Genomic DNA, 23,173 nt, shown 5'->3' on the forward strand with positions numbered 1-23,173 from the left:
AGTTAGATTAATGCTTGTATCCGGCATTTCCTATGGAAGAACCAGGGAGTGGTTGATAATAGTTCTGTGGATCTATTTTTGCATTTATTAGTGTGTCAAATCGTTTATTACCAGAGTCTTCCACTCTTCCGTTATTCATTATTCGTATATAGTTTATTGATGAAGGGTCTTTTTGATAACATTCAATAAAAACATTATTGTTCAACTTAACGAAGGTTTCGTAGTATTTCCCGTTTACCTGAATAGCAAAAAGTTGGCATCCGGCAATGGTATTATTAGTAATATTAACGGTTGCGGCATCAATTAAACCATAAATTCCCATCCCATTGGATTGCGAATTTACGAAAAGGTTGTTGTGGATGATGTGGGATGAATTGTTCTCTCCGGATCCGTGAAATTCAATGATCTCTCCTGACCCGTCATGTACATAATTATCGTGGATATTTGTATCAGTTGTACGTCCGCCGACAATTAGACCTATATTTTGCCCCCATGCACCTCTTGTCCCGAAATGGGCTATTTCGTTTTCATAAATTTCTAATTGATCCGTTGCGGATACCTGTATTCCATCATATCCTGTATTAGAGATATGATTTTGGTATATTTTTACATTTTTCCATTTAACAGGCATTACATACGTATGGCTTGGATTCTCAGGTTTTGGTCCGGCATTGTATCCTTTTCCTGTTTCGTCCCATCCCCACCATACGGCTGTGTGCCCTATGTACATCGCTTCGGTAGAAACATCGGTTATGATGACATTATGGATAGATAAGTTTTCGAGTACGGTATTAGGATACCATGTTTTCGGATCATCTATCTCGGGATCGGTTTTTGCAAGAATACCGGTTCCTCCATTTTTGATTGTTATATTTTTAACCTCTACATTGTCTGTGAAAGGTCTAAGATTGATCCCAAAGTATGAAGAGCGTGCCTTCGATGTAGAACCATCAATCACGAAGTCTGCCGCGTCATTTTCACTGCCCAGTATGATATGTTGACATTCAAATAGTTGGATAGCACTGGAATAAGCTCCCCCTGTCCAGTCGGGATTTCCGATCACTAGCTTTTTCCCCGGATAGTTTGTGATGCGGATAGGATGTTCGGCACTCCCCTTTAACCCTGTGAAGCGAGCACTTAAGAAGTTCCCATCCAGGTAAATCGTACTACCTGGAAGAATATCTTTTGTTTCATCGGAATACATATCTATCCGTCCTCTTGAATCAGGAGTGATAATATGTACATTCACATCAGAATCTATCGTTGTTGCCTTTGAACATGAAGATAGTATGAATGTAATAATAAAAGTAGTGACTAATTTTATCATATATATAAACAAATTATGCTTTAGACCCCCATTTACCCTTCTTTTACACCCGGATGTGAACGATGCTGAGACCTGGGTGTAAAGGGTGAAGAGACCCGGGTGTCAAAAAAAATATATAGCTACTTTTTTGAAAATAAGACATATACACTCGCTCTTTTAATAAGCTGTTTTGTGATAGTATGATAGTTGAAAATGGCACTATCACACGATCTATCACTTCTTGCAAGAATTGAATTACAATATATACGATCTGATTAGTGATAGTGTGATAGTTGTTTTCCAAAATGTCATATGTTATTTCATTCATTTCTTCCCCAGAAAAAGTACTCTTGTCGGTTGCCATTTGTCGATTACCTTTTCGATCAGAATAGGCAAAAATAAAGCAATGACCGTAGCTATTATGAATATGAGTAAAGATGAGCTTATACCTAGTTTAGTTGCTATGATTCTTCCGCCGGATGTACCGAAACCATGAAACAGATAAATGCTATAGGCAAAACTGCCCAGCCAGGTGAAAAATTGACAACTGCGATTAGTATGAAGCAAAAGCATAAGTGCCGAGATTACCCAAAGAGGTAGTAAAGCCTTATACCAGAAAGAAATTTCTTCTCCGTTTACCGTATAGTACCATTTATATTGGAGTAAAGCCAGTCCTATACATGTGAGTATAAGATAAGTGTAAATAACAACTTTATTTTTATATAATTGTTCGGAAAACCGGTGTATGCCGACTCCGGTAATAAAATAAGGTAATTGTGCTAAAGCTCCCTTATAACTGAAAAGATTCGGTATATCTGACGGTATTATCTTTATTATCAAGCTTATTCCCCATGTGGCTGCAAATAGAACTAACCATGTTTTTGTCGATTGGCATAATTTGTACTTATCTATGATATACATGCTTATAAAAATAAGGAAGAGAGACGGCAAATACCAGTAAATTGTATAAGGAAAAATATATATTTTCCATATGTCAGCTAAGTTCCCTTTCATATTTGTACCGGGAGTTAGATATTGGATAATGAAATACAATGTTCCGACCGTAGCCATAGGGATGAGTAATCTGATGGCTTTTTTATAAGCAAATGCGTTGAATTTGTAATTTATGGCCGGCTTAATAGCATATACCCAACCGGCAATTCCAGTGAACAAAGGCATTTGTATATAGTCGATCCATAGATATAGGTATCTCCAGAATGAGGGATAGTCGATTTTCATTCCTCCAGCCGGAGTTGAACCGATGACATGTCCTACAACGACCAGCAGGATTGCTATGCCACGTAGACTTTCGATGTGAGCGACTTTGGGCTTATCCATGTATTTTCTTTATATTATGGGTGAATCCATGAAAACTTCCTTTTATAAACGAACCCAGCATGTTTTTGTCTCCATGAACCGAGTAGAGTATTATGTTTTTAGGGATGACAATCGCCAGCTGATACAATAAAGCAGCTATTTTCAGGAAAAAACTAGAATTTCGCCTTGTAAACAGCAGCCGGCTACGAGTAAGGTAATATAGACGTAACGGAGTACCGCGTCTGGCAGTCATGCTTTCTTTGTGTAGGACACATGCTCCCGGTTCATACCATATTTCATATCCGGCACGTTTTAACTGGATACTCCAATCGATCTCTTCATAAAAGAGAAAGTATATTTCAGTCATCATCCCTACTTTTTCTATGACCTCCTTTGAGGTAAGCATACAAGCCCCATGCGCATAGGCGGTAGGAGAGGGCTGGTCATATTGCCCTTCATCTTTTTGGTTAACCCCGATCAGGTTATTACTGATCCGGATAGGGTTCATAGAGGTATATCCTGCATATTGAATCGTATCCGGATGATGTTCGTATTTGATTTTGGGCGAGACTAAACCGATCTCTTTTCGGGATTGGATTCTTTTTACCAGTGTTTTCAGAAAAGGAGCGGTGATGGTCATGTCATTGTTCATATAGAGGATATATTCCCCTTGGGCATATCGGTATCCTAAATTGTTACCACCGGAGAATCCCAGGTTTCTATCACTACAAATAACCGTCAACTCAGGAAACCTTTCTTTCAACCGCGGGCCATCCCCGTTCGGTGAATTATTATCTACAACAATGATTTCATAGGGATAGTCTTCGTATAAACGCAAACTATCCACAAGTTCACAAGTCTCTTTGAAACCATTATAGTTTATTGTAATAATTGACACCATATTTTCTATTTCTTTTGAACTTTAACCCATTCTTTTTTATCAAAGTCATATTGCTTTAATATGCGGGCAGGATTTCCTCCGATAACAGAATATGGCGGAACAGATTTTGTCACCACACTGCCGGATGCAATGATACAATGCGTTCCAATCGTGATACCTTGGTTTATACATGAGTTTCCGCCAATCCACACATCATCTTCTACAACGGTTCTGTTAGGGGTGACACCTTGCTTGGCAATAGGACGGTTAACATCCATGTAGTTATGTGTCAGTCCTGTGATTTGTGCTCCGCTGCCTATTGTTACATAATTGCCTAAAGTGACCGGACCTACCAGTTTAACACGTGAAGTAACATGTGTATAATCGCCAATGATAATGTCTCCCATGCCATTATTGATGATTGTGTAGTCTTCTATTACACTTTTGACTCCTACTGTTATTTTCTTGGAAGGAATAATATCTAATCTGGCTTTTCTTCTGATAATGGCACCTTTTCCTCTTTTAATTACAAACGGAATGAGGAAAACCCTAGCCCACCATCGTGGACGCGAAGTGTATGGATGCACCAGGCAATAGTGCAGAAACTTCTTTAATTGTGGATGATTGTTCAGCATATCTCTTGTATTATAAGTTTATGTGTGAATATAGTTTACGTACCGAATTTTCCCAGGTATGTGTATGAGCAAATTCAATTCTGCGTGAAGACTGTTCGGCAGAATGCGCCTGTAATGCTTTCTCTATGGCTGCTACATATTCGTCGGCATTCGTGCAATTCCAGACGTAGTCTTCAAATATGCTCATTGTTTTTGTTCGTGTCGCAATGACCGGCTTTCCTAATGCCAGGTATTCGTCTATTTTGCGAGGATAATTACCGATCGTAATTTGATTGACTTTTTGAGGATTCATACATACATCGAAACTTGCTACGTATGCAGGGATGCAACTCTGAGGCTTCTCGCCTGCAAAGAAAACATTGCACAGGGTGTGCAGCTTATGTGTTTTGAAGTATTCATCTTCTCCTCCTACCATTGCAAATGATAAGTCGGGACATCTTCGGGCAACTTCGTAAATCAGATCGGCATCAAGTCGGCGATTGGTAATCCATCCTACATATCCTATTATAGGACGCTTCATATCACTTATATCTTGCGGCAAAGGATAATTCTTTTTATAATCATATTGACTGAGATCTAATCCTTGTCCTATATCGAATGTGTTGGGATTATACGGTAAAACAGCTTCGGCCAGCTGAATCGAGTTAGTTGCTACCAAATCACTTTTTCGGCACAATAACGGTTCTAACCTCGGTGCATGCTTTTGCCAATAAGCGGATATCAGGTTATCTCGCCGGTAATAAATCGAATAGACCGGTTCGAGTATCTCCCGGGCATAAAAACTACGATAAATATCATTGTCCATAAACAAGATGTATTCATTGAAATGCAACTGCTTCAATATTTTCTTGACAAATGAATACATACGCTTGTTATTCCTCTTGTTTGCCCAGTCGAATACGGGACCGTCCGGTAAAAAGTTGACAGGCCAGATTGTAAAAGGGAAATCCAATATCCATAGATTGGAATTGATTTGTCTTAATTCCGGTGATTTGCCCTCAATAACATTCTTTCGCTGAATAAATTCCGGCGATTGACTCTGATTCTTATATGTCTTTTTATCTAGTGGCGTATTGATATAAAGCACTTTATTGTGTTTTGATACTTCCAACGCAATATCTTTGGCGTTCGAACCGATAGGGATGTCCCAGGGTTGTAAGCCGGTAAATATGAAATTCTTTCCTTTTATCATATTTTTAAGGACTTAAATATGTTGGTAGATTGATAGTAAATTCCGGGCTGTGCTCTCCCAGGAAAATAGTTTAGCCCGCTCAAGTCCATAATCGACTTGTTGCCGGTAGATCATCGGATCATTTTCCAGTAAAAGCAGTTTGTCGGCTATATCTTCTTCCCGGGTCGGGTCTGACAACAGAGCATCGGTTCCGCCTATTTCCGGCATAGAAGAGGTATTAGAGGTCACGACAGGAGTCCCACAGGCCATGGCTTCCAATAGAGGTATACCGAAACTCTCTCGCAATGACGTGTATAAAAATGCAAAAGCACCGCTATACAGGTAGGGAAGATCTGTGTTAGGTATGTATCCGGGACTAGAAATGAAAGGACGTATGTCCTCTATTTCGAGTTCCTTTAAAAGGGCATTCAAAACATCTTCCTTGATATCTGCAATTAACAGGGGAAGAGGATCTTTGGATTGTTTTCGGTATAAGGCATAGGCTTTTAATGTGCGTGGAACATTCTTTTTAGGATCTGTATTCCCCAAGAAAAACAAGAAGTGATCGGATGGTATATACTTCTGTGTCACCGTCCGGGTCTCTTCGCGGGGGAAGAAATGACGACTATAACCGTTGTAAACAGTAACGACCTGGTCTTCCGGAAGTCTTAAAGACTCTTTGATGCGATTTCGTTCGAAATGGGAAACCGTAATAATCTTTTTACAGGTTGGAAGTATACGGGGTACGACCAGTTTGCGATAATACCATCCCATATTCTGATAGAGCGATTTATTACCGCTTTGTCGAGGTTCTAAAAAGATAATGTCGTGTAAAGTAAGTACTAATGGAACCGGACAATTGACCGGTGCTGTATTACTTGTACAATGTAATAAATCGGGTTTTATTTTGGATACAGCCTTGGGCAACGCCAGTTGTTCCCATAACGGATAGGTTGGGCATTTCAACTCAATGATGTGTATATTGTCTGATTCGGTTAAGCAACGGTCTTCTCCCGGACTGACAAAGATGAAGTATTCGTTTTCTTTATCGATCCGTTGTAGCTCCCGTATGCTTTCCAAGGCTACAAAATCCATCCCATGCTTATTAGGACGGAATATCCGTTGGGCTTCTATGGCTATTCTCATAATGACGTGTTTGAAGGATTTGACCTATTTGAATGTTGTGTATGAATAAATTCTTTATTAGCCCCTTTCAAGCGAAAAAAGTTTAAACACATAAGCATAAAGAGCAGAGGTAGAGAGGCTAATGCCTTTTTAAAACGTTTGTCTACCAAATAATCCGGAACAGCCAGACTGAACGTTATGCATAGCAGAAGAAACAATCCCCACCATTTAATGGCTAAAGACCAGTTTATTATTGTCATAATGAATGCAATAATGACTATAAGACCGAATAGGATGATCCGCGGAGGCATCATCCATTGGAATAGTTTGTTACAATAATCCCAGTTACCTCTTAATATGGCTAATGGAATGTTTTTTAGTCCGTAACATAGATTATGCAACTGGTTGGACAACCATCTTCTACGTTGGTCATAGAAACTATTTTTATTGGCGACTTTTTCGTCATATGTATAGACGACTTCCAGGTATTCGATGTATATATTTTGCAACAACAGGATTTGTTCCAATTGTTTATCCACCCCGATGTGCCTGGAAGACATGATACATTCTTTAAACAGATCATATTCAAAAGCCATTCCGGAGCCGATCAATGCCGAAGAGAATCCGATCTGTGTATGTCCTTTTCTGAAAATAGAATTGTTTATTTCTTCACTGACAGCATCGAGAACTGCAATATTCGTGTCTCTATTTTTAGCTACCCTGTGAGTCTGGACAGCCGAACAACCGGAATAGAAGGCATCATTGATTTTCTCCAGGAAATCATTATCCGTCAGGTTGTCTGCATCTAGGATAACGACTATATCATATTTTACATCTCCATTGTCGATATACTCCACGGCTTTTCTCAACGCATTGGTTTTAGTGCTGGGGGAATTGGTTATTTCTATGACTTTGGCCGAGAGATCGGATAGTTTTTTATTCGTATCTTCCGACATCTGGTCGGATATGACAATGACATCATATAAATCCCGTGGATATTCGTTCTTTAAAAAGTCTTCAACGGAGTGTAATATGACAGAGTCTTCTTTATACGCCGGGAATAATACGGCAAAGCGGTATTTTTTTCTGGCAGTAGGGTAGGTGTAAGTTCTCTTTTTTTGAGAGAACAAAGCGAAAACAAGTAAATACAGAACCGATACGAGGAAGATGAGAAACAGAACAGCATCTCCTATATTAAAGAGCTTTTCGTTATTACTGGTCCAGCTTGTTATTATCTGTAATATTTCTTCTATCATATATGTTGTGTTATTTGATTATTATTGTTTCTTGTTATTTCTTTGTCAAAATAGGCTCCTTTTAATACCAGGGCCAACCCTGTAAAGGCTATAATGGGAGTGGGATATTGCCCCCAAAAAGCGTTTCCATAGGCACTGAGCAACATACCGGTTACTCCGCATAAAAAGGCGGAAAGTACCCCTTTGAGCTCTTTGTTCTTTATACGGAACATGATGATCCACGCACCATGTGCTATCGAGAGAAATAAAAAACCGAGATAAAGCGTAATGCCTGCTATACCGGTTTCCACCCATATTTTCACATACCAGGAATCGTGTGGAATGGAGGTTGTAAAGCGATTGGACATTTTCTGGTTTTCCACTCCGGAAAGCCCCAACCCCTCTCCAAACGGTTTGTTTTTTAGGTATTCTCCTAAGCGAGCTTGATTTTCACGACGAACATTAAAGGAGCCATCTTCTGTCGGTGTGAATGCGGTACGCATTCGTCGTATCTGTGCATTATTTTGCCCGATCATTGTAAAAGCAAAGAATATATAGATAAATAACAGGCTGAAACTTCCTATTGCCATTATTTTGATATTTTTACTCAAGACCGTGAATAAGGCTAACCCTCCTAAAGGGACAATCAGTGCACCGCGAGTTCCTGATAGGAACATAGCATATAAACTGGCTACTGAGACAATTGCATAATAGATCTTGAAAGGTTTGGATTGAATATAGTAGGCTGCAATGGCAAAAATAACACCTGTGCATCCCAGGTTAGAACCAAAGTTTCCTGCATCGGTAAAGAAAGAAAAGTAACGTGTGCCACTGGCTATTAAATGGGTTAAAGCTCCTCCCCGATTTAACCATAATTGTTCGCCTCTGTCAAATCCGATAAACTTTTGCATGGCGGCTTTAAGAAATGCGGTCAATGCAAAAATAGATAACATAAACAATATTACTTTAACAGTCTTATATTTGACACATAATAACGAAACGACTAATGAGATAATGAATCCGTTTATGATTAATCCTCTCGATAAAATCCAGGCTTGAAGCATACCTGACGGATTGAGAATTTGGGCTAAACAATAAAGCATCCATACGAAAGATCCTATCGTAAGTGTGTTGAATCCATATTTCCATTCGATATTTTTTAGAATGGCACTGTGAACAATAATAAGTAGTAAAGTGAATGCCATTAAAATATCCATCAGAAAACTGATCCCGTCTAAATTGACATATCGTGTTAATCCCATCAAGTAATAGTTGATGGTGAATATAATTAAGAATAAGATGATCGGTCTACATAATACTTGATAGCAGGTAATCAGCAGGATGGGAAAACAAATCAGTCCGCTTAATAAAGCCATGTTATTGGTAAGCAGTGATATGACAATACCGGTTAATCCCAATAGTAAAAGTATCGGGAAAAATCTCATTTGTATTGTGCCTGTATTATCTTCCATATGTGATTTTATTTGACAGCAGTATTATGAGTCGTTAATCCCAAATACAATAGTCTGCTACTGAGACTTCGCATAGACGAATAGGGGGGAAGCGGCCCGGTAAAGTCTTCTACGGCTTCTCTGGTAGCATTGTTTAAATAAATATACAGTGGCACGGAGCCGGATCTTTCTTTTAAATGATTTAATGCAACTTCATCGCTGTTTTTCCAAACCCTACAGGCATTGGTTACAACGATGTTGAAGGAGGCCTGGTCGAGTAAAGAGGTCGGTAAATTGCTCTTTAAAATAGCCGGGTATTCTATTAGCAGGATGTTGGGTCTCTTTTCTTCTGTTAAAAAACGATCGAATCCTTCTGCTAATAAATAAGACGGATCTAATCGGAAGTCTTTGCCGGCTATTAAATATTTGACCGTTAATCCCTGCTCTTCCCATTCTTCTTTCAGGTAGTTGGCTACAAAGGTTTTACCTTCTTTCTCTTCTAAACTTATCAAATTGATAATCATTGGTTTTACGGCTGTCAATTTGCTGTTTAACTTATTACAGGCGTAACCGGCAGATATTCGGTTGCATGCTTTTCTGTAACCGCGGAATCTTAATTGCATATTTCCTGTAAATGCACCTAAAACAGGCGTATTGGTCAGCCGTTGCGTGCGCTCTGCATCCCGTAAGGTTCGATCCAGTAATTCTATGACCAGATTGCATCCGATGATAAAAATAATGCTACCCATAAATGCCGCTATAACTAAAATCGCACGTTTACTTCCATCACTTATCAAAGGGAAAGTCGCCGGTGTAATTACATTCAATGTTGCTGAGGTTAGTTGAATATTTTTTTGTTTCAGCTTTGCCAGGTTTAATCCGTGCAACACTTCCAAATAAGATTCTTCGGTAATGCGTATTTCACGTTCTTTTCTGTTTATCTGCGTTCCGATAGGAGAGTATGTCTTATACTGTTCTTCAAATTCTTTTTTTCTTTTATTAAGTATTTCCAGTTCGGCTTTTGCTTTTGTGTTTCGTATCACTTCTGCCAACCATTGATCAACCATGGTTTCAATAGCGATACCTTCTTTTGTATATTTATATTCGTTTATATTATTAGAAAGTTTTTCTATTTCTTTTTCGGTTTCACTCATTTTTTCTTTGTATTGTAGTAACTCCGGATTATTATCTTGGGTATTATTACTACTGAATGTTTCGATTTCCGTTATTTTTCCATTGATAGTTGAGACACGATCTAAGGCTTCAATAAATTCGGTATTTGTTTTGAACAACTTCGAGCGTGTGTCCATTCGTCCTTCTAATAAAGCTATCAGCTTGGATGAACTTTCATATTCTCGTAAAGACGCTTCATACCGATCCTCATAATTGGTGTAGGCAATAGCAATTGCTTTTGTTTGTTCGGTATAGTTGATTACCTTATTGTCAATATTATATTCGGTTAATGAATTTTCCATCTGATCAAGTTTACTACGTAATACTTTCAGCTCTTTCTCATAATATAAAACTACATCATTCGCTGATTTATAGCGTATTCCATCATATGATTGCATTAGTTCTTCTGTGATCAACTTTACGGTATTCATTGCTATGCCCGGATCCGTCGATTGAAAGGATATTTCAATCAGATCACTGTTGTTTATGCGTTTTACATTTACAGATTTAAGTGCATTATAGCTGTAATTCGGGTGGCTCCAGTTAAAAAGACCGAATAAGAAATTACCGGGTTCCTCTTTTTTATATTTATTCAGATTGTCAATTGTTTTATCTAACGACTTTTTATCGATCAACTTTGTAACCTCTTCCGGAACAATTTTGGTTAATGCGTTGTAATTCTTGGCAGTAATATAAAGATTGTCTTTTTCCGGGTCTCCATTTATCATGTTTATGGCAAATAGACGGGTCGAAACTTTTTCCAGGGTTCCTTTGGCTTTTGTCAGATTAATAAGGTTGTCAAAAGTACTGTTTAATTCAAAAAAGCTTAATTTATTGTCATCCTCTAATCCTGAAGTAGAAGCGATACCGGTATATATGCTGGTATTTACTGTATATTTTTTTTGAATAAATTGTGAAAAGTAGGCCACTAAAGCTGTTACTATCAAACTGCCAAAAATTATTTGATAGCGTATTCTATGTAGAAAACGTACTATATAAAGGGGTACATTCATATTTATTTATTCATTATTTTTACGTTTGTCAGCATTTCCAATAATGTAATGGAATTATGTAGGGCTGCTCGTCCTTCCTGATAAGAAACGACGGCTGACGAACGTCTGCTTCTTTCCAGCGAGAGGTCGATAATACTGATTTTTCCATTGATGAAATCTTGTTCGGAGATTTTCATTTGTGCATTATATAATGCTGCTGCATCCGATTTTGCTTTCAGTACAGCCAATTGTTGAACAACTTGATTATACGCTTCCAGGATTTTTAATTTTCTTTCTTCAATAGATATTTCATATTCATATTCTATTTGACGAAGTCGGGCTTTTTGGGCTCGGGTCTTTTGCTTTTGTCCGAATAAATCACCAATAGGAACAGATAAGACCATTCCTATATTAAATTGATTTTGAGCTTTGGTGTCGAACGCATACATTGAGCTTTCCATATCCGTATTTTTGCTGAGAGCTGCCAGTTGTCCGTATTGGTATAAGCCTGAGATACGGAAATAGTTAAGCCATTTACTTTGAGCATCTTTTAAAGTAGCCTGTTCTTCATCCCGCTTAGCTTCAAATATCTGAACAGAGGGATGGTCGTAGGCCGATGCCAGGAATACGGAAAGCGGAGGTAATTCGACGTGCTCGTAATTATCTAATACCGATTGGATAGAGTCTGTATTTGTTGCAGATATATCATTTTTAACTGTCGTTATTTTATCTTGTCCGAAGTTATATGATATATAAATAAATAGGAATATGAATATCAGTAATTTTTTCATGGTATTTGCTATTACACATTCTCTTTCTGGATGAATGCAGTAAATGTTTTGAAAATGATCTTCATATCCATACGAAAAGAGAATTCTTTCGCGTACTTGATATCCAGTTGTTTTCGTTCCTCGGCAGACATCTTTCCTGCACCACCGCGTTTCTCAACCTGCCAAAGTCCTGTTAGGCCGGCGGGAGCCATGAAGCGTTTCACATATTCATCACTGGTAAGTAATTCTGCTTCATAAAGGGGGAGAGGACGATTTCCTACAACAGACATATCACCTTTTAGTATATTGAACAGTTGCGGAAGTTCATCTATACTATATTTTCTGATGATGTGACCGATATGGGTTATACGCGGATCATTTTCTATTTTGAAAAAAGCGTTAGAACGCTCATTTCGTTTTGTTTTTAGGTAATTGTTTTCAGATGTACTTAAATTGTCGGAAAATAGAAGGATATCCTGGTCATTATCAGCTAAAAGTGTCTCCTGAGATATCTCAGGAGCTGAAGAAGAGTCTTTGATCTCTTCTTCAGACGTTTCTTTGGTATATTGATTCAGCTTTTTATATTCAGCAAGTCGCTTATCTGCGTCCGAATACATTGAACGGAATTTATAAAAATCGAAAATTTTATAGTTACAACCAACCCGTTTTGATTTGTACACAATTTTACCATTACTTTCTAATCTGATGAGAAGAGCCGTCGTTACTAATATGGGAAATAGCATAAGGATAGCTGTGGAAGAAGCCAGAATATCAAATGTTCGTTTCCATATAGGTAGTTTGAACTCTGCTAAAGATATTTGTTTTTCTCGTTTGATTTTGGCTTTTTTCTTGAAATCGCTAATAACAGATAGTAATTTTTGTAAGTCTTCCTTTGACGATTCCTTAGAGATCATACAATCAATACCTGCTTTCAGATAAGGTATCTTATCTTCTTTTTTTAGGTTGTCACTAATTAAAATAATATACAAGTCAGGATATAGCTTATGGAGCTGAGTAATTGTAGGTATGTCTGTTTCCATTTCTTGCCTCTCAAGAAATACGCAGAAATCAATCTCTCCTATAGAGGATAAACTTGATTTTATTTGCAGGAAAGTGATACATTCAGAAATTTTGCACTGCAGAGTTTCCCGCAAATGAGCAGCCAAAGGAATATTATTCCCCCAAAAAATGTACTCCATACAAGTTTAATATTAACCCTAGTGTGTTTATTATTTATCTCAATAGCCTTTTAACCCTTACCCTTAATTCTTCGGGGTTAAAAGGTTTCAGTATAAAATCTTCAGCACCTTCCTCAAATAGACGTATTCTGTTAGAACTGCTTTCTACGCTCGATAGAATCAGTACAGGGATATGACTGAAAAGTGCATTTGCTTTTAAATAACATAAAAACTCCTCTCCGTTCATCTCCGGCATATTAAGGTCGGAAATAATTCCGTCCGGCATGTTACCTTCATTGAGCCATGTGATTGCTTTAATAGGATTCTCTTCATATCTGACATCATATAATGAGGACAGATAGAGCATTATAATCTTCGCTATCTCAGGCTTATCATCAACCAAAAGAATCGACTTCTTCATGCTTTTTTGTATATATTGCAGTTTTTTATTTTCTCTACAGTACAAAAATAGAACAATAATTTGATAAAGCATATAAATTTCAATGGTTTTTATGAGCGAATACTCTTTATTGTAAAGAATAATATATATGAAATTTATTCTTTAAGTTTGCAGGGTGAAATTCTATCGTGCTCTTGATTTGATAAATATTGATATGAATATACCCATTAAGATATTAAGTATAAGTGTAATACTTGTTTTTTTCTCTTCCGGATGTCAGCCGGAAATGCCTGTTACTTCTTCAATAACAGTTGATGTAGATGGTTTTTCTGTACCTGTTAATAAAAAATTGTATGGATTGACCATCGAAGAAATTAATCATGCTATTGAAGGAGGTATTTATGCGGAAATGATACAAAACCGCAGTTTTGAAGAAGGCATACCTCCTCTGAATTGCCCATATGATGCAAACCGTAATGTTTTGATCACGCCTAATGGCTGGACTATTCCTTTTATGCGTTCAGATTCCGTTCCGGGATGGCGTCGTATTTCAGTCAGTACATATATGTGGCCGGATAATCAGGAGCTGATCAACGATAAAAATCGCCGTTCTTTGTTGGTGTCAGCCTCTGTAACCCCTGAGTCGGGCAGAGGAGGGGTTGTTGCTACAGGATATAACGGGCTTTCCATACGTAAAGGGGAGAAATATGAGTTGTCGTTATATATGAAAGGGGCGACAATAACTCCAAAAACAATAAATATTGCCTTGGCTGATTCGATCGTTGAATCGACATTGAGTGATGTTTTTAAAATATCTACAGTTTTCGGATGGAGAAAATACAAACATACCTTTACTGCAACGGAGGATACGGATAATGCTGTTCTTGCTATTACTTCAGATAGTTCTGCCGTTTTCTGGCTGGATGTTGTTTCATTATTTCCACAGAAAACATGGAATGACAGGCCTAATGGCTTGCGTCCTGATCTTATGGAAAAGATAGCTTCACTGAAGCCTCAATTTATCCGTTTTCCGGGAGGTAGTTTTGTGGAAGGGTATACTGCCGGAACGTATCCTATTTGGCGTGAAACTGTTGGAGATATTGCTGAGCGTAAACATTTCTGGAATATATGGGCTTATGGTTCGACGAATGGAATGGGTTACCACGAATATCTACAGATGTGCGAGGATTTGAAAGCCGAACCTTTATATGTGATTAACAGTGGAGTAACGAGCCAAAGCCGTCGTCCGCGTTATGAAGATATAACAGCTATGAATAAATTGGTACAAGATGCTTTGGATGCAATAGCCTATGCTAATGCACCTGTCGATTCGACTTTGGGAGCTATGCGTGCTAAATCAGGACATCCGGAACCTTTCAATTTGAAATATATAGAGATCGGAAGTGAGAACTACGGGCAGGAGTATTCCAAACGCTTTGAACTTTTTAAAAAAGCGATCAATGAGACTTATCCGGAGATAACAGTTATAAAAAGCGCGCCGATATCCGGACAGCTCCGGACAGAATGGACTGATTATCATTTTTATTCGGGAGAAGATTTCCTGATAGCCAATCATAACAGGTATGAAACCGGGCAGTATTTGCGGAGATTTCCGGCTATTTTTATCGGTGAGTTCAGTATGGGAGATGCTTCCTTGCAAGGGACTCTGCGTGCAGCGATAGGAGAGGCCTGCTTTCTTGCCGGAGTCGAAAATAGTCCGGAAGTTGTGAAGCGTCTGGCGTATGCTCCGGTATTGGGCAATGTAAATTACGAATTTCAGCGGTATCCTGCTCTTTCATTCAATAACCACCAGGTGGTGGGATCACCGTCTTTTTATATGATGCAGATGTTTGCCAATAACCGGGGAGATGAATTGCTGAAAACAGACGTCGATACGTATAGTCGTCCACAGGTGACTTTCGGTCGCGCTTCGATAGAGCTATTTGATAACAGTTATGATTTTGAGGATGTGCGAATCGATGATAAACCAGTCACTGATGCTACCGTAAAAAGTGGAGGCTGGGATGTAAAAGAAGGAAGACTTATTCCGGTTCCTAACCGTTGGAATTATTTGTTAATGGGGGATTCGACGGCCCACGATTATACATTGTCTATGCGGATCAGGCGAACGAAAGGCAGCGGACAAATCCAGCTTCGCGTTCGTGATAATGGTAAGGATGGAGAAGCAAACGATCATATAGCCCTGTCGATAGCTCCCGGTTCATGCGAGTTATACCGTCAGGCAGGTGCGGTGAAAGATACGTTATGTTCTCCCCGCGCTCATTCTTTTGAAAGCAATCGCTGGTATGATATAAAAATAGTCTGTAAAGATGAAACTATCAGCTGTTATGTGGATGGAACACAGATATATGAGGTCGTATTACCTCCGTTACCATCGCTGGTTTCTGTTGCGACCTTGGATAAAGAGATGAATGTGATACTGCTGAAGGTGATAAACACGACTCGCCATGAAGAAAAAACGGAGTTGGATATAAAAGGTGTCGGCATAAAAAACAATGCGGAGATCATTCAACTGACAGGGGATCCTTTGGGACGTAATACATTCTCAGAACCGGAAAAGATCGTTCCCGTACAGAAAGAAATATCTTTTTCTTTGGGAGGCCCGATAGTCTATTCATTCCCTCCGAATTCGATTACAATCATGAAACTGCAGATTGACTAAACAAATCTGGGAACTTCGTTTAAATGGTGAAAGTTGGTTCCTTGCTTCGTAGAAATGGCTTTCAAACGTTTAATGTGGGTTTCTTAGGTCAAGGAAATGGCTTTTAAACGATGAAAGTTCATTTCCTAGACCTAAGAAATGAACTTTCACCGTTTAGAACAGCTTTCTTACACCCAGGAAACCCACTTTAAACGTTTGAAAGGGGTTTCTTAGGCGTAAGAAGCAATTTCCAATTAATGTACCAGCATTTCCGGAGTAATGCGAGTGAATTTATCTGCATCTGCTTTGCGTAGTTTCACGCTTCCGTCATTCCAGTTAGAAGGCCAGCCACCAATGATGTGTCCAAGGAATACAACTTTGATTTCGTGTAAACCGGCAGCTAATGCAACAGATGTGTCGTGACGTGAGAAACGTTTCACTTCACCGCCATTGTTGATAAGCAGTTTGCCATCGATCCAAACTTCTTCGTTGTCGGAAGAAATATAATAAACGCCATCTTCCGGGATATTTACATAACCGGTTGCAATAGCGGCATATTGTTTTACGCCTCTCATAGATTCGCTGCTCTTAACAACAGTAGTAAGTTCGCGAAGATCTTTCATTGTAGATTTCTTCCATTCCTTAATGTCAGCCAGTTTGGATGATTCAAGGAACATACCGTCAGTCACCTGCATTTCCAGTCCCGGAGTTGTCTTAGCGACTTCTTTAGCCGGAGCCAATGCCTGTTTTTCCACTGTGATCGTACGAGTCTTGCTCATTTTACCGGAAGGTAAAACAGAACGGATCTTCAGTATGCCGGATTCAGTGAATTCGATAGGAGCAGAGTAAACGGTTGATTCAGCAGTCGGTTCTGTTCCGTCGATTGTATATACCATCTTGATAGGACGTGTAGTCTTAAACTCAAGAGATACTTTATCTGTGAACGCTACAAAATTGGAAGAACCGTTCGGCTGTTCCGGTTGCGGGATATGATAGTTGATATTGTGTGCATCCAGACGAACCAGTGCGTTATCCAGTCTGCGTTCGAAATCCTTGTAGTCTTTGCGGTTAAGCGGACTCCATCCGATTTCAGACAAAGCAAGCATACGCGGATACATACGATATTCCATCAAATCTGTATTATACATGTATTCAGACCAGTTGTTGCATTGAACGCCTTTAATATGCTGAGCTTTACCTGTTGTAACCAATGTGTCGGGAACCGGATTATAGTTATAAACTTTCTCTATCGTAGCGTATCCACCGATAGTTACCGGTTCGATCTTTGCATCTCCTTGATATTGGTCGAGATACATACCAGCACTTCCCGGAGTCATGATCACATCATGTCCCATATTAGCAGCGGCGATACCGCCTTCTTCACCACGCCATGACATAACTGTTGCGCTCGGAGCCAGACCACCTTCCAGGATTTCGTCCCATCCGATAATCTTCTTGCCGTGCTTTTCAGCCAGATATTTTTCCATGCGTTGAACGAAGTAGCTCTGCAAGCGTTCTTCAGCACTGTGTTCCTTCGTAGCTTTCAGACCTTCTGCCTGGATGCGTTTCTGGCAGAGCGGGCAGGCTTTCCAGCTGATCTTCGGACATTCGTCGCCACCGATATGGAAGTATTCGCTCGGGAACATCGGGGCCAGTTCGTCGATTACATCTTCCAGGAATTTGAACGGTTCTTCCTTGCCGGCACACATTACGATGTCTTCAACACCCCAGATGATACGCGGAGAGCCTTGTTCGCCACGGCAAGACAGTTCGGGATAAGCTGCGATAGCAGCCATTTCGTGTCCCGGCAGTTCCAGTTCAGGAATAACAGTGATGAAACGGTCGGCTGCATATTTCACAACTTCCTTGATCTCTTCCTGGGTGTAGAAGCCTCCGTATTCAGTTCCTTCGCCTTCGATACGTTTCGAACCGATTTCAGTCAGTTTCGGATATTTCTTGATTTCAACGCGCCAGCCCTGGTCATCTGTTAAATGCCAGTGCATTGTGTTGATTTTGAATAAAGACAATGCGTCGATCTGTTTCTTTACGTTTTCAACCGGAATAAAATGGCGGCAGGGGTCAAGCATAAAGCCACGGTATTCGAAACGCGGTTCGTCTTTTACGGATACACATGGAGTAGTCCATGCAATACCGTTTACAACAACCGGGCTTTCGATTTCTGCGGGTAATAATTGCATGAATGTTTGCATACCGTAGAATAATCCCTGCGGAGTTTTAGCTTTTACAATTGCACCATTAGCAGTCACGTCGAGTGTATAACCTTCGTTGTTTACATCCAGTGATTCGTCGATAATTAAAGAAATGCCATTAGAGACTTCTTTATCTCCGACTGTTACCTGATAACCTGTGGCCAGGTTCATTTTAGATGCAAAAAATTCAGCAACAATCTTTGCTTCCGGAGTGGAAGCCTGGAAAGCCATGTTTTTGCCGATTTTAAAGACTCCTTCGTTCTGAGTCAGACTTACAGGTACGGGAATTACATTGATACCCTGGTTGTAAGGCATCTGCTTTGTAGGCCCTTCACTGCATGACGCAAGAATACATAGTGCTGCGCCTGCACACATTGAAACGAGCTTCTTCATGTTTTAAATGATAAGTTTATTGATAATTGTGTATTTTGTTTTTCGTAGGGGCGGCCCTAGCGGTCGTCCCGGTATTTATGCCGGTTAAACAGAAATTTGTGCCGCTTATACGGTATGTATATAATATAATGTATAGGAGCTGTGTTTTAGGCAGCCCCTATACAATGTGTTTTTACCATGCGAAGATAGGGTATTCTTTCATGATGCTGTTTACTTTTTCGCGAACAGCAGTGATTGTTTTATCACATTCAGGTGCAGAAAGAACTGTATCGATCAATTCCACGATTTCAGCCATCAGCGGTTCTTTGGCACCACGGGTAGTGATAGCCGGAGTACCGACACGGATACCTGAAGTCTGGAAAGCCGAACGACTGTCGAACGGAACCATGTTTTTATTTACTGTGATGTCAGCTGCAACCAATGCTTTTTCTGCAACCTTACCTGTCAGTTCCGGGAACTTCTTGCGCAGGTCGATCAGCATGCTATGATTGTCCGTACCATCGGAAATGATCTTATAGCCTTTATCGATAAAAGCTTTCGCCATCGCAGCTGCATTAGCTTTAACCTGAGCCTGATATGTTTTGTATTCCGGCTCCAGCGCTTCACCGAAAGCAACGGCTTTAGCAGCGATCACGTGTTCCAGCGGACCTCCCTGGATACCTGGGAATACAGCTGAGTCCAGTAATTGAGACATTTTCTTGATCTCGCCTTTCGGAGTCTTTTTTCCCCATGGGTTTTCGAAATCTTTGCCTAAAAGGATGATACCACCACGCGGACCACGTAAAGTCTTATGGGTGGTTGATGTTACGATATGAGCATATTCCAGTGGATTGTTCAGCAAACCAGCTGCAATAAGGCCGGCAGGGTGAGCCATGTCGATCATCAACAGAGCACCTACTTTGTTGGCGATTTCGCGCATACGTTTGTAGTCCCACTCGCGTGAGTAAGCAGAACCGCCACCTACGATCAAACGAGGTTTTTCACGTAGTGCAACTTCTTCCATCTGGTCGTAGTCTACACGTCCGGTGTCTTCTTTAACGTTATATTCTGTAGCTCTATATAAAATACCTGAACTGTTTACTGGAGAACCATGAGAAAGGTGACCACCATGTGACAGGTTTAAGCCGAGGAATGTATCCCCTGGATTAAGTACTGCCAGGAATACGGCTGCATTAGCCTGTGCCCCTGAGTGCGGCTGAACGTTTGCCCATTCAGCATTGAAGATTTGTTTCAACCGTTCGATAGCGATGGTTTCGCTCTGGTCTACAACTTCACAACCTCCATAATAACGCTTACCGGGATAACCTTCGGCGTATTTGTTGGTCAGACAGCTTCCCATGGCTTGCATCACCTGGTCGCTCACAAAGTTTTCAGAAGCAATCAGCTCGATACCTTTCAACTGGCGCTGATGTTCTTTCTCAATGATGTCGAAAATGATCTTGTCTTGTTTCATTACATGTAAAATTGGTTATTGCAATGAGTTCTCTGCTTATTAAAATGAGAGAATCGTCGCAAATTTACGATAAAAATCTATATAAATGGCTAGATTGTTGTCAAAATATAATTGCAACTTGCAGCTAAAGAGCCTGTTTTTGGATTACCTTTGCCAAAACAGTAAAAAAGAGGATTTATGAAGGAGAATAAGTATGATGATGAACAGTTTTTCAATCAGTACAGCCAGATGTCACGTTTGGTGGATGGCTTGAAAGGAGCTGGTGAAATGGCATGTATGGCTGTGGAGGATTTTGTCATATATTGTGATAACATATTCGCATAATATGTGAGAATAAATTATCACAATATATGATACTTTCACTAGAACAGCTTAATTACTTTTCCTGATCTGCTGCTTTCCCAGGCTGCTTCAATCAAACGGATCACATCTACCACTTCCCGTGCATCGCTTAACAAAGGCATGCCATTCCTGATATGCTGGTAAATATTTTCGTACAAAGCATTGTAGTCTCCGGGGAGGCTTGGATATTTCTCCCTTACATCCACGCCGTTATTGTCTGTATGAAGTAATCCCCACAGTTCTTTTTCTTCTTCACCCCAATGAGGCATATCGGGCGTGAGCCCATCCGTCAGATCCGCTTCCTGCCTGTCGAGCCCATATTTTACAAACGAACCATTTGTTCCGTGAAGCACAAACCTCGGCTCACGTTCACACATCAGGTAGCTGGCTTTAAGTGTTATCTTTATGTTTGGAGCCAGGGAAGGACGAAGCAGATGAATGATGAAATAATCGTCTACCATGCCACCTTCACGTAAAATCGCGATATCAGCAAATACAGCTTCCGGCACACCGAACAATTGTACAGCCTGATCGATCAGATGTGCTCCGAGATTATATGTTATGCCTCCTCCGGCTTCCCCTGTTTCTTTCCATGTCCCCGGCTTGATGAAATTGCGGAAACGAGGGAAAGTGGATTCGAATTCAACCAGATGTCCTAATAGGTTTTTATGTAATATTTCTTTGATTGTCAGGAAATCACTATCCCACCTTCGATTCTGGTAGACACTCAGGCTTAGTTTCTTTTCTGCGGCAAGGGCAACCAGCTCGTTTGCCTGTTCTACGGTTGTTGTGAACGGCTTTTCTACAAGTACATTCTTTCCGGCTTCCAATGCCCGGCGTGCATATTCGTAATGAGAACTGTCTGGCGTGTTTATCACGATCAGTTCCAGGTCATCCACTGTAAGCAGTTCGTCGAAACTACGAACGATACGTGCCTGTGGATAACGTTCTTTAGCCAGATCCTTGCTGCGCTCGGAGATAGCCGTCAATTCAAAATGCGGGTTGGCATTTATGAATGGAGCATGAAATACCTGCCCCGACATTCCGTAAGCAGCTAATCCTGTTTTGATCTTATTCATATCTTACTAAGAGATTATTTGAAACAAAAGTTTATCAAGTATTCGGTTGGATGTCATCCCAGTCGGCGCCGCTGTTCGCTCCGATAATCCAGTTGAAAGCATAATGACGTTCTACGACAATTCCGCTATCAAGGCCACCAGGAGTTTCTTTGCCATGAATACGTGCATCCACACAAGCCCAATCATAACGCAATGTCAGGTCTGCCGCATCCAGTATTTCTGTTTCCGGGCGCGAGTATCCTTTAGACAACAAATCCTGTAATCCTTTGTGTTGCCAGAAGATTGCAGCCAGGACAGGTACGTCGATTATCTCCGATGGGTACGAAAGGTCGTCAACGACTCCGGCTGCCCAAAGCAATACTCCGCAACATTCGTAGCGCCAAACGAATTGAATACAGGTTTGCTGTTCCGGTTCCGAATCATCGATATAGGCTGTTTCTTTCTCTGTCAGATATGACTTAACACCGTACAACTCATTCATCTTATTAAAGTAGAAGAGTGCTTTTTCCCGGTCTGAGTCTTCGGATAATATTACTTCGGAGTAAACAGCAACCGCAAACAGAGCCGTCGCTCGCTTCACCATCTCTTCCCGGCTTTTCAACTGGACTTCGCTTTCTAGCGCCTCACTACGTAAATGTTCCATATAGGGAATATCTTTCTTTTTAAGTTGCGAGATAGAACGAAGGCGTCTTTCCGTATCGGCTTCAGACTCTTCGGGGCGGTTGCCGTCCAGTAGATCGGCATTGCCTATCGGAATGAATTCTGTCAACTGACTTTCTCCCTGAATGGAGAATAACAGCTTACCTTCCTTAGTGTATATCTGCATGCTGGGATAAAGCAGGAAGCCGTTTACGTCGTTGGCTATGGCAAATAAACAGTTGATAATATAGTTTGTCCGGTCCTCGTTGTCTTCTATATCGAATGTAATGCCGGTTATACAATTGAAGACGCGAATCTGGCGTAGCACATTTTCTTTCAGTTCTACCAGTGGCGTTTCTGCAGAAGAAAAATAATTAGCCATACCGGCTGTGTGGGAGGCAATGAAATCTGCTTTGTCTAGTTGGTGGCTGATATTGAATGTGATGTTCGAGTCATCCAGGAGTGTCAGGATGATATTTCCGTTTTCTGATGTGATCTCTTTGGTCATTTCTTTGTAACGGTCCTGAATGGCTGTCGCAATACGTCTGGGATCACCGATAACTGTGTATAGCGTGATATTCGCTTTTTCCATGATTCTATAATTTTTTATCCGGTTATGATGCCGGGGTGTTGTTTCGGACAAAAATAAGAAAATAAAGATGTACTTTATAATTGATATGGGTGAAAAGTTTACCTTTGGCCTCCGGAAGATGATAAACAAACTCTGAATACGAAAACAAAAACGCATGCCGGCAAATGCAC

The 23,173-nt window shown here is 40.2% G+C and carries 18 protein-coding genes; 2 read left to right on the forward strand and 16 right to left on the reverse strand.

Annotated features, from left to right (window positions below; all coding sequences use genetic code 11):
- Positions 1–7 precede the first annotated feature (7 nt).
- From BQ7394_RS10325 to BQ7394_RS10380, 12 genes are all read right to left on the reverse strand, one after another.
- Positions 8–1,327 carry a right-handed parallel beta-helix repeat-containing protein gene (locus BQ7394_RS10325; protein WP_139317698.1) on the reverse strand — a complete coding sequence of 440 codons (1,320 nt, stop codon included), beginning with the start codon at positions 1,325–1,327 and terminating at the stop codon, positions 8–10.
- A gap of 303 nt (positions 1,328–1,630) precedes the next feature.
- Positions 1,631–2,644 carry an acyltransferase family protein gene (locus BQ7394_RS10330; RefSeq protein WP_075557362.1) on the reverse strand — a complete coding sequence of 338 codons (1,014 nt, stop codon included), beginning with the start codon at positions 2,642–2,644 and terminating at the stop codon, positions 1,631–1,633.
- Positions 2,637–3,524: a glycosyltransferase family 2 protein gene (locus tag BQ7394_RS10335; protein WP_075557363.1), complete on the reverse strand. Its 888-nt coding sequence runs from the start codon at positions 3,522–3,524 to the stop codon at positions 2,637–2,639. The genes BQ7394_RS10330 and BQ7394_RS10335 overlap by 8 nt, the downstream gene beginning before the upstream one ends.
- Positions 3,525–3,529: 5 nt before the next feature.
- Entirely contained in the window at positions 3,530–4,138 is a 609-nt protein-coding gene (locus BQ7394_RS10340) for an acyltransferase (RefSeq protein ID WP_075557364.1), read from the reverse strand.
- A gap of 10 nt (positions 4,139–4,148) precedes the next feature.
- Positions 4,149–5,330 carry a glycosyltransferase gene (locus BQ7394_RS10345; RefSeq protein ID WP_075557365.1) on the reverse strand — a complete coding sequence of 394 codons (1,182 nt, stop codon included), beginning with the start codon at positions 5,328–5,330 and terminating at the stop codon, positions 4,149–4,151.
- Between the two features lie 12 nt (positions 5,331–5,342).
- Positions 5,343–6,455 (reverse strand): glycosyltransferase family 4 protein, encoded by a 1,113-nt coding sequence (locus BQ7394_RS10350; RefSeq protein WP_075557366.1) that lies wholly within the window; start codon positions 6,453–6,455, stop codon positions 5,343–5,345.
- Positions 6,452–7,690: a glycosyltransferase family 2 protein gene (locus BQ7394_RS10355; protein WP_075557367.1), complete on the reverse strand. Its 1,239-nt coding sequence runs from the start codon at positions 7,688–7,690 to the stop codon at positions 6,452–6,454. Before BQ7394_RS10355 ends, BQ7394_RS10350 begins: the two co-directional genes overlap by 4 nt.
- Positions 7,687–9,141 carry an O-antigen ligase family protein gene (locus tag BQ7394_RS10360; RefSeq protein ID WP_075557368.1) on the reverse strand — a complete coding sequence of 485 codons (1,455 nt, stop codon included), beginning with the start codon at positions 9,139–9,141 and terminating at the stop codon, positions 7,687–7,689. Before BQ7394_RS10360 ends, BQ7394_RS10355 begins: the two co-directional genes overlap by 4 nt.
- 8 nt (positions 9,142–9,149) lie before the next feature.
- Entirely contained in the window at positions 9,150–11,306 is a 2,157-nt protein-coding gene (locus BQ7394_RS10365; protein ID WP_075557369.1) for a GumC family protein, read from the reverse strand.
- Positions 11,307–11,308: 2 nt separating this feature from the next.
- The gene (locus BQ7394_RS10370; protein ID WP_075557370.1) at positions 11,309–12,076 is read right to left on the reverse strand and encodes a TolC family protein; all 768 of its coding nucleotides are present in this window, start codon (positions 12,074–12,076) and stop codon (positions 11,309–11,311) included.
- 11 nt (positions 12,077–12,087) lie between these two features.
- Positions 12,088–13,254, reverse strand: a complete 1,167-nt coding sequence (locus BQ7394_RS10375; protein ID WP_075557371.1) for a sugar transferase — start codon at positions 13,252–13,254, stop codon at positions 12,088–12,090.
- Between the two features lie 34 nt (positions 13,255–13,288).
- Positions 13,289–13,654, reverse strand: a complete 366-nt coding sequence (locus tag BQ7394_RS10380) for a response regulator (protein ID WP_075559972.1) — start codon at positions 13,652–13,654, stop codon at positions 13,289–13,291.
- 193 nt (positions 13,655–13,847) lie between these two features.
- Here BQ7394_RS10380 and BQ7394_RS10385 point away from each other — a divergent pair, with 193 nt between their 5' ends.
- Positions 13,848–16,316, forward strand: coding sequence for an alpha-L-arabinofuranosidase C-terminal domain-containing protein (locus BQ7394_RS10385; RefSeq protein ID WP_075559973.1), 2,469 nt, complete (start codon positions 13,848–13,850; stop codon positions 16,314–16,316).
- A gap of 233 nt (positions 16,317–16,549) precedes the next feature.
- Here BQ7394_RS10385 and BQ7394_RS10390 read toward each other — a convergent pair whose 3' ends face one another.
- Entirely contained in the window at positions 16,550–18,898 is a 2,349-nt protein-coding gene (locus tag BQ7394_RS10390; protein ID WP_075557372.1) for a family 20 glycosylhydrolase, read from the reverse strand.
- Between the two features lie 172 nt (positions 18,899–19,070).
- A complete protein-coding gene (gene glyA, locus BQ7394_RS10395; RefSeq protein ID WP_075557373.1) occupies positions 19,071–20,351 on the reverse strand; it encodes a serine hydroxymethyltransferase in 1,281 nt (426 codons plus the stop codon).
- A gap of 177 nt (positions 20,352–20,528) precedes the next feature.
- Here glyA and BQ7394_RS26625 point away from each other — a divergent pair, with 177 nt between their 5' ends.
- Entirely contained in the window at positions 20,529–20,675 is a 147-nt protein-coding gene (locus BQ7394_RS26625; protein ID WP_394333695.1) for a hypothetical protein, read from the forward strand.
- Positions 20,676–20,713: 38 nt separating this feature from the next.
- On the opposite strand, the gene BQ7394_RS10400 is transcribed toward BQ7394_RS26625, so the two are convergent.
- Both BQ7394_RS10400 and BQ7394_RS10405 read right to left on the reverse strand, forming a co-directional pair.
- Complete coding sequence (locus tag BQ7394_RS10400) at positions 20,714–21,772, reverse strand: Gfo/Idh/MocA family oxidoreductase (RefSeq protein WP_075557374.1); 1,059 nt, start codon at positions 21,770–21,772, stop codon at positions 20,714–20,716.
- A gap of 34 nt (positions 21,773–21,806) precedes the next feature.
- The gene (locus BQ7394_RS10405) at positions 21,807–23,003 is read right to left on the reverse strand and encodes a DUF4272 domain-containing protein (RefSeq protein ID WP_075557375.1); all 1,197 of its coding nucleotides are present in this window, start codon (positions 23,001–23,003) and stop codon (positions 21,807–21,809) included.
- Between the last annotated feature and the right edge of the window lie 170 nt (positions 23,004–23,173).

This window comes from Parabacteroides timonensis, assembly GCF_900128505.1.
Lineage (GTDB): Bacteria > Bacteroidota > Bacteroidia > Bacteroidales > Tannerellaceae > Parabacteroides > Parabacteroides timonensis.